This is a genomic window from Paenibacillus sp. FSL R5-192 (genome assembly GCF_000517845.1).
Lineage (GTDB): Bacteria > Bacillota > Bacilli > Paenibacillales > Paenibacillaceae > Paenibacillus > Paenibacillus amylolyticus.
Genome location: NZ_ASPR01000021.1, coordinates 129,840 through 137,950, shown reverse-complemented (window position 1 = coordinate 137,950; position 8,111 = coordinate 129,840). Strand labels below are relative to the sequence as shown.

General features: G+C 44.0%; 9 protein-coding genes. 4 read left to right on the top strand and 5 right to left on the bottom strand.

Going from position 1 to position 8,111, the window contains the following annotated elements:
• Positions 1-235, top strand: a 235-nt coding sequence (locus C161_RS17395; protein ID WP_036671672.1) for a pectinesterase family protein, incomplete at its 5' end; no start/stop codon positions are given.
• A 753-nt stretch (positions 236-988) separates the two neighbouring features.
• Here C161_RS17395 and C161_RS17385 read toward each other — a convergent pair.
• The 4 genes from C161_RS17385 to C161_RS17370 form a co-directional block, all read right to left on the bottom strand.
• The gene (locus C161_RS17385) at positions 989-1,606 is read right to left on the bottom strand and encodes a hypothetical protein (protein WP_036612205.1); all 618 of its coding nucleotides are present in this window, start codon (positions 1,604-1,606) and stop codon (positions 989-991) included.
• Between the two features lie 26 nt (positions 1,607-1,632).
• Positions 1,633-2,163, bottom strand: a complete 531-nt coding sequence (locus C161_RS31595) for a hypothetical protein (RefSeq protein WP_051447254.1) — start codon at positions 2,161-2,163, stop codon at positions 1,633-1,635.
• 617 nt (positions 2,164-2,780) lie between these two features.
• A complete protein-coding gene (locus C161_RS17375; protein WP_036671669.1) occupies positions 2,781-3,638 on the bottom strand; it encodes an aldo/keto reductase in 858 nt (285 codons plus the stop codon).
• 196 nt (positions 3,639-3,834) lie between these two features.
• On the bottom strand, positions 3,835-5,049 hold the full coding sequence (locus C161_RS17370) for an MFS transporter (protein ID WP_036671668.1): 1,215 nt from the start codon (positions 5,047-5,049) through the stop codon (positions 3,835-3,837).
• Between the two features lie 164 nt (positions 5,050-5,213).
• On the opposite strand from C161_RS17370, the gene C161_RS17365 reads away from it, so the two are divergent.
• The 3 genes from C161_RS17365 (at position 5,214) to C161_RS17355 (ending at position 6,879) form a co-directional block, all read left to right on the top strand.
• On the top strand, positions 5,214-5,609 hold the full coding sequence (locus C161_RS17365; RefSeq protein WP_036671667.1) for a winged helix-turn-helix transcriptional regulator: 396 nt from the start codon (positions 5,214-5,216) through the stop codon (positions 5,607-5,609).
• Complete coding sequence (locus tag C161_RS17360) at positions 5,606-6,283, top strand: TIGR00266 family protein (RefSeq protein WP_017691614.1); 678 nt, start codon at positions 5,606-5,608, stop codon at positions 6,281-6,283. The genes C161_RS17365 and C161_RS17360 overlap by 4 nt, the downstream gene beginning before the upstream one ends.
• A gap of 134 nt (positions 6,284-6,417) precedes the next feature.
• Positions 6,418-6,879 carry a MarR family winged helix-turn-helix transcriptional regulator gene (locus tag C161_RS17355; RefSeq protein ID WP_036612197.1) on the top strand — a complete coding sequence of 154 codons (462 nt, stop codon included), beginning with the start codon at positions 6,418-6,420 and terminating at the stop codon, positions 6,877-6,879.
• A 144-nt stretch (positions 6,880-7,023) separates the two neighbouring features.
• Here the strand turns inward: C161_RS17355 and C161_RS17350 are convergent, their stop codons facing one another.
• A complete protein-coding gene (locus tag C161_RS17350; RefSeq protein WP_036671666.1) occupies positions 7,024-7,998 on the bottom strand; it encodes an aldo/keto reductase in 975 nt (324 codons plus the stop codon).
• Positions 7,999-8,111 lie beyond the last annotated feature (113 nt).

The window sequence follows — 8,111 nt, the reverse complement described above, 5'->3', positions numbered from 1 at the left end:
CGGCGCTCATGTGAAGCGGGAGGGATGGCACAACTGGAACAAGACAGATGCAGAGCAGACCGTTCAGTATGCGGAATATAACAGTGTCGGGCCTGGGGCGGGAAAAGCGACAACGAGAGTTTCATGGGCAAAAGTGCTGAGCGAACAGGAAGCCGCCGAATATGCGTTGCCGCTTATTTTGTCTGGTGAGGACGGGTGGCAGCCTTTTGGGGAGAGAGGGATTAATCGGCATTAAGCCAAGTATATTTACTTTGCGATATTTATAATGAAAGGTTGTCTTTCGAATCTCTTATGGACTTGGTGGATGGCCTTTTTTGTGGGCTTACATTAACAAAAACTGATACACGGGGTACTGGAACGATACTTGCCAAGGGGCCTTATCGCTGTAACGCCTCCAACGCGATTGTTCTACAGGCGTAACAGTAGACTCGTGACGCTGGCCTGGATTGCTTCAACGTATAATGTAGGCGTTACAGTTATAACGTCTTACATTGGCGCTAAGGTAACACTAGTTGTATTAATCGTAAAAATTTTTGTGGGGGAATTTGAATGTGGAACTGCTTAAAAGTAGTGCCGAAAATGGCATTTTCATATTGAGCATTGATTATACTACCGATCTATTTCTAGAGAGGGGATTCAAGAACGATTCATATAATAATGATTCCAAAATGGAAGTTAGATTTATAGAAGTGTATCTTTCACATCATGGTTTTGTTAAATTGGGGAAATTTGATGTTTAAGGCGTACAGATTTTTAAAGCGTGGCGAATGTATCTTCCGCCAGATCCATTAGAAACGGTAGCGGAGGTATACCAGTACGTCCAAACTCATTAAGAGCAATATCCGGAAGTTCGCATTATTGCCGATCATGATGATTATAATGTTGTTCAAGCGCTATACGGCATTATTGTTTTTCGAAAAATAATGGCTAGTAGAGGGATAAAAAGAAGGCGCTGAAATTAATCCAGTCAGTGCCTTCTTTCGAGTATTTACTGTTGTTCTAACTTCAACAAATTGTTCATTTCAATTTTGATTTGGTTTTTTTCATTCCCTTTAATCGTACCATCATCTTCTACCGTGTATGAACCTTGAACTGGATTTAACAGTGATGCCGGTGAATTTTCAAACGTCGCTAGGAACATAACGTAGTTTTCATTCGTTTTGAGTTCTTCAGAATCTTCTACCTTAAATGTATGTTCTTGATCCTCTCCCCCTACTTGTTTGACTTGAATGATTTCTTTTTCGGCTGCTTCCCCTTTATAGTTTTTTTGTACTTCAACATCATAGATCGTATATGGAATAGCGGGGCTGTCTGATATATCCCCACCTGGGTTTAATTTTTCATCATTAGGATCAGCAGGTTCTTCTGCGATATTTATAAGTTTAAAAGATGATTTTAAAATCTTTCCTTCAATAATTAAATCCGCCTGGTTAGCCAACTCATCAATGTTGTTGTAAGTTGGAAAAGAGGCATCCATCAGCACCACTTCTTTTTTTGCTGTTTCTGTTGCAGCGGATCCTTCTTTTGATGGCTCTGCTGTTCCACATCCGGCGAGTAACATTGCAGTGATACAAAATGCTGAAGCTACAGATGTAAAATTCTTCATGCTATCTTCCTCCCAATCCTTTTAAATTAGTAAGCAGTATTTACATCGTCAATATCATACTGCCTAGGGGTAGTGACTGTGTTAAAATCATTGCTATATTTCATAATAGACGCCTTAGTTGTATTCGGGTTATCTTTCAAGAAGAAGGAATGCCCAAATTCATGAACGGTCGCTCCTTTAACAAAATTGGAGAAATTAGTGGCGTCTCTGACAATTGTTCTTGAGTTTAATTGAATTGTGTATCTATACTTTGGGGAAAACCACTGTGAATTTAGGCCATACCAGGTATCTGGATAAGAAGCCGCTGTAATTGTGTTGGTTGATGAACTCAAGTATCCAATTGTAACTGGAGTAGGAGTACCGTTCCAAGCAATAATTCCTTCATTGATTGGTGTCTTCCAGGTATCATTCAGGTTATCTGGAGACTTTACGCTAATTCCTGCGTCTGGACTACCGGAGTTAGTAAGTTCTGCGCTTGTTGTAAGGTTAAAACTGAACATAAGTGGTACAGCGAGAGCTAATGTGATAATACCATTTTTTACGTAATTAACCTTCATTCATTATCACCTCATAGTTTTTTTATTCTTGCTTTTGTTTTCTGAGTGGTTTGGAAAATGCTTCCACATATACTTAACGTCATACTTCAACAAAAGGTTGCGATCTACTAGAAAAAAAGGAATAATTTTGAAAATTTTAAACTAAACGAAAAAGTAGATGCTATTTTACTCTTTTAAATACACTAGCAGTCAAACAAAAACATCTTTCGGTTAAAGTGCAAGGAAAAGAATACAACTTCAATTATGAATTTGATCCAGTTCCGGATTATCACGAGCAAGATAGCCTTGGGTTTGGTGGTGTATACATTTATTTTTTTTGGAAAAAATTGAACCTCAGGGGATCTGTTAGCCGGTCTACCACCACATATGTGTGTGAATTCAATGTCACTTATAAATTTGACAATGCGAGAATGAATTTGTTGCGGATCAAATTGAAAGTTAAGCTGATTGATTATAGAGATTGAGGTTTCAGAATTTTAGAAGTGACAATGTCATCTGTTGAGAAACAAAAAACAGTGAAAAACCTCCAACTCTCGTACGTAACGAGAAGTCTGGAGGCTTTTCACTGTTTTATTTTACCTGCAAATCAGCACAGAATAACAGCAATTCGATTCAATTTAGAAATCGAAGTTGTCCGGATCAGGTCCAACGCGTACATCTTCGTTCAGAGCACTGATCTGATCCATCTCTTCATTTGAAAGTTCAAAGTCGAAGATGGAGGAGTTCTCGATAATCCGGTTTTCCTTGGTGGACTTCGGAATGGTAATGACTCCATTTTGCAGATCCCAACGCAGGATTACTTGTGCAACCGATTTGCCTTTGTCTGAAGCAATGGCTGTGAGCACTGGGTTGTCCAACAGCTGACCTTGCATTAGAGGCGACCAAGCTTCAAGCTGGATACCATTTTTCTCACAGAAAGCCTTAAGCTCAACCTGAGTCAGGCGAGGGTGGTATTCCACCTGATTGATCATCGGTTTCACTTTGGCATCCTGCATCAGGTCTTCGAGATGATGAATCTGGAAGTTGCTTACGCCAATAGCTTTAATGCGGCCAGCTGCGTACAGTTCCTCGATTGCTTTCCAGGCTGCTTTGTATTTGCCTGCCTTAGGCCAGTGAATCAGATACAGGTCAAGGTATTCCAGTCCCAGTTTGTTCAAGGTTGTATCAAAAGCCGCAAGTGTCTCTTCATATCCGAGGTCTGCATTCCATACTTTAGATGTAACAAACAGTTCTTCGCGTTTCAGGTTGTTTTCTTGCAAAGCTTCTGCAATCGCTTGACCAACACCGGCTTCATTGCCGTATATTGCAGCAGTATCAATGCTGCGGTATCCATGTTTAATCGCATTTTTCACGGCTTCAATCAGTTCAGATCCTTCTTCTACCTTAAATACACCAAGTCCGAACCAAGGCATAGAAACACCGTTATGCAGAGTTACTGTAGATTGTAAATGTTGTGCGGTTTGAGCAGTTGTCATGAGATTTCCTCCTTAAAGTGTGTAAAAACCAGTCATATTAAGCTGAATTTTTGTTGTTTTATCATACAAAATTAAATCATAGTAGATCAAATTGGGTTCAACGTATTATAGTATAATAAAATACCATATGAAACCGGTTCCCCTCGAAGGCTGGAACTGATATATATAAGAGTGAGACCCATGGGCGGAATGGAAATTAGAACGAAGCTTTCTCCATTTCGACTGATGCATGTTGATCCTTGCTTTCCAGCATTTTAGCCCAAGCGGTCAGGATTACAGCTACGAGAACCATCAAGGCACCGACCCATGTCGTGTGAATCAAACCGATGGAATCATTAATCACTCCACCCAAATAGGCACCTATAGCGATCCCTGCATTAAATGCGGCGATGTTAAAGGCTGAGGCTACATCCTTGGCCTGTGGTGCATATCGTTCAGCCAAGGTTACAACGTACATCTGAAGACCAGGCACATTCATGAAGGCGAGCAGGCCCATACCCATAATGGTGAGCAGTGCTGCCAACTTAAACGGGACGGTGAAGTACATCACGCCGAGAATGATGGTCTGAATGATGAACATGTAGAAGAGCGCCTTGAGCGGGTTGCGATTGGCTGCTCTGCCACCGATGATGTTGCCAATAGCGATGGCTATTCCGTACAACAACAGAATGAACGCTACTGTTTTCTCGGAAAATCCGCTAATATCATGCAACAACGGGGACAGATACGTAAAGACTACAAATGTTCCTCCGTACCCAACAGCAGTGATGGCAAAAGCAAGCAGCAAGCGTCCACCTGTAACGAGCTTCAGCTGATCCCGAAATGCCGTCCGTGTTCCTCGCTTCAACGTGGATGGCACGAGTATCAGGTTCCCGATCATTGCAACGATGCCAACCACAACAATCAGGATAAAGGCAGCGCGCCAGCCCCAATGTTGGCCTATGAGTGTACCGAGAGGTACACCGGTTACTGTGGCAATGGTAAGACCAGAGAACATGATGGCAATAGCACTCGCCCTACGGTTGGCAGGCACCAGATCGGCTGCAATCGTGGAGCCAATGGACATGAACACCCCGTGTGCCAGAGCGGATACTACTCGTGCAATGAGTAACATGGTGATGCCCGTCGATAGTGCAGCCATCGTGTTACCCGCAATGAAGACAATCATAATGGCAAGCAATAGCGTTTTGCGTGATATGGTAGACGTCAGTGAGGTCAGGACAGGAGCCCCAAAGGTAACGCCTAATGCATATAAAGTAACGGTCAGTCCCGCTGTAGTTACGGAAATGCCCAGGTTATCTGCAATGAGGGGCAGTAGCCCAACGCTGATAAATTCTGTGGTACCGATTGCGAATGCACTAATGGCCAGTGCTAGCAGTGCCCACGTGCTGCGTTTTGAATCTTGTAACATTTCTTGCTCCACTCCCCAGAATGTAGATTTACGTACCGGCAAATGCTATTATGAGTTATTCGGTATAGATTGAATAGTACGTACTTTTTAGTACCCTACGTACTTTTTGGTGCCTATACAGCATGCGACGGATGTAATTCAATTCATCAGGGAGGAAGCAAGTTATGGTTAGAAAAAAATATAACATCTCGGTTGAAGCTACCTTAGAGGTGATCGGTGGCAAGTGGAAATGCGTCATTCTCTGTCATCTGACACATGGGAAAAGACGAACCAGTGATCTCAAGCGTATTATGCCCGTAATTACACAAAAAATGTTAACACAGCAACTGAGAGAGCTTGAAAACGACGGAATCGTAAACCGAATCGTATATAATCAGGTTCCTCCCAAAGTAGAATACGAATTGAGTGATTACGGGAGAAGTCTTGAACCGATTCTCAATGCGCTCTGCAATTGGGGAGATCAACATATTGTGAAGGAATACGGAGACAAATCAGCAGTTCTGGAAGATAATGGACTCAATGATTTTAACTCTGACAATAGGGAGCTGGTGCAACCGTGAACTATGAGATTTTATATGATGGTGCTTTTGCGATGCTCAAGGTACATTTGCAGCGGGGAGAGCGGTTCAAGGCCGAGAGTGGTGCGATGGTATCTATGACTCCTACGGTTGAACTGAAGGGTTCAGCAGAAGGTGGGATGTTTGCCGGGTTCGGTCGGATGTTGAGCGGGGAGAAGTTTTTCTTTCAGGAACTGACGGCTGCGGGCGGATCGGCAGAGATTCTGCTCTCACCTTCAAGCATGGGCGATGTAGAAGCTGTTGAATTGGACGGTTCCTATTCACTTTATGTGCAGAAAGACGGATTTCTGGCAGGAACCGAGGGCATTCAGGTGAATACCAAAATGCAAAACCTGAAAAAAGGTCTCTTTTCGGGAGAAGGTTTCTTCATTATTGAGATCAGCGGACGTGGGACTGTATTTCTGTCTTCCTATGGTGCCATCCATGCGATTAATCTGGCAGCAGGTGAGGAAATGATCGTGGATAACGCCCATTTGGTGGCATGGCCTCATTATGTAGATTACCGTATTGAGAAAGCTTCACAGGGCTGGTTATCCAGTGTTACAAGTGGAGAAGGACTGGTATGTAGGTTCCGGGGAGAAGGAACCATTCTTATACAGAGCCGCAATCCGCAAGGATTCGGACAATGGGTGAAGCAGTTTATCCCTGCGCGCTAATTATTTTTTTGAGAAAGAACACACAGAGTTGCAACGGATATGTTTCCATCATCGTTATATGAATAATGGATTTACTTCATTGACTGACGGGTATATATTCTGTTGCATAAGGTCGCACATCATGGAGGTATGAGATGACAAGCTCACGGTATAAAAACGCACAAGAAAGTCCGGGATATCTGTTATGGCAGGTTACAGCCATGTGGCAAAAGGAAGTACGCAGGGTGCTGGAGCCCCTCGAACTGACACAACCTCAATTTGTATTATTGCACGCCTGTTTATGGCTCAATGAACACGATGAGGAAGGCAAGGGAGTGACTCAGGTTCAAATTGCTCAGTTTGCCAAGGTGGATGTTAACGTGACTTCTCAGGTTCTACGTGCGCTTGAAAAAAGGGGATTAATTACCCGCGCTCGTCATCAGACAGATACGCGTGCCAATATTATCACAACAACGGAAGAAGGAACCCGATTGGCTGTGGAGGGAATCCATCTGGTCGAGGAATCGGACAAGGCATTTTTCGAAACTTTGGATGAACGTAAGGGAGAGTATTTGGAGATCATGCAGGAGTTTCTTCGCCAAAAAACGGAGAGTTGATCCGTAATATATCTTTTTTTAATGTATTAAACTACAGAATGTAGTGGAACTGGAAAATTTTATGATTATTAATAATTATTGCACCTTTGTAAAATATAAATAGACCTCCTGACTTCATCTTGTCGGGAGGTCTATTTTGGTTGCTTAATCGATTCGATAGGACGCAAACGGCTCGCGGCGACGGAAAGAGTCACTAATCTGGTCCAGATCGGCCAACAGCTCATCGGGCAGTGACATGTCCATACTAGCCAGATTATGTTCCAGCTGTTCGGTGCGTGTAGCCCCGACAATCACTGTGGATACAGCTGGACGTGTCAGTAGCCATGCGAGCGAGAGCACACTCGGGGAGCAACCATATGAGGCAGCTTTAGCACTCACTTGTTCACTCAGTTGGATATTATGCTCCAGCAGGAAACGGTTGAAGGACGGATCGGTGTCTGCTCTGGAACCAGAAGGCACACGGGTCTGTCCGTTATATTTACCTGTCAGAATACCACCTGCCAGCGGGAAATATGGGATAATGCCTACACCCTGATCGAGACACATCGGCACCAGTTCCAACTCAGGCGTACGGTCTGCCAGGGAGTAGCTGGTTTGGGTGGAGATGAAGCGCACATAACCTTTCTGTTCACTGATGCCCAGAGCTTTCATCAGCTCCCAGGCTGCGTAGTTGGAGGCTCCGATGTAACGGACTTTGCCGGAAGTAACCATATCGTCCAGTGTGCGCAGTGTCTCATCCAGCGGTGTATGCGGATCAAAAGTATGGATCTGGTACAGATCCACATAATCCGTTTGCAGGCGCCGCAGGCTATGTTCCAGCTCTTGTTGCAGATGGTAGCGGGAGGAACCCCGCCCATGAGGACCATCATGCCGGGGTAATCCGGCTTTGGTAGCAAGCACCGCGTTTTCCCGTCGACCTGTGAGGGCCTGTCCAATGATGCGTTCCGATTCCGTGCCTGCGTAGATATTGGCGGTATCGATAAAGTTGATGCCCTGATCCATCGCTACATGAATAATGCGGGTAGAAGCTGCTTCATCCGCGCGTTTGCCAAACGCATTGGTGCCGAGCCCCAGTGCCGACACACGCAAACCACTATGGCCCAAACGTCGATATTCCATCATTCATCGCTCCCTTTATGTACATCTTATAGAGGTAGTTCAAAAAGTCCACTTTTGATTACGAATGATGCCTGGTGGCAACATCAGCATCGAATATGAAATTCAGCCGAATA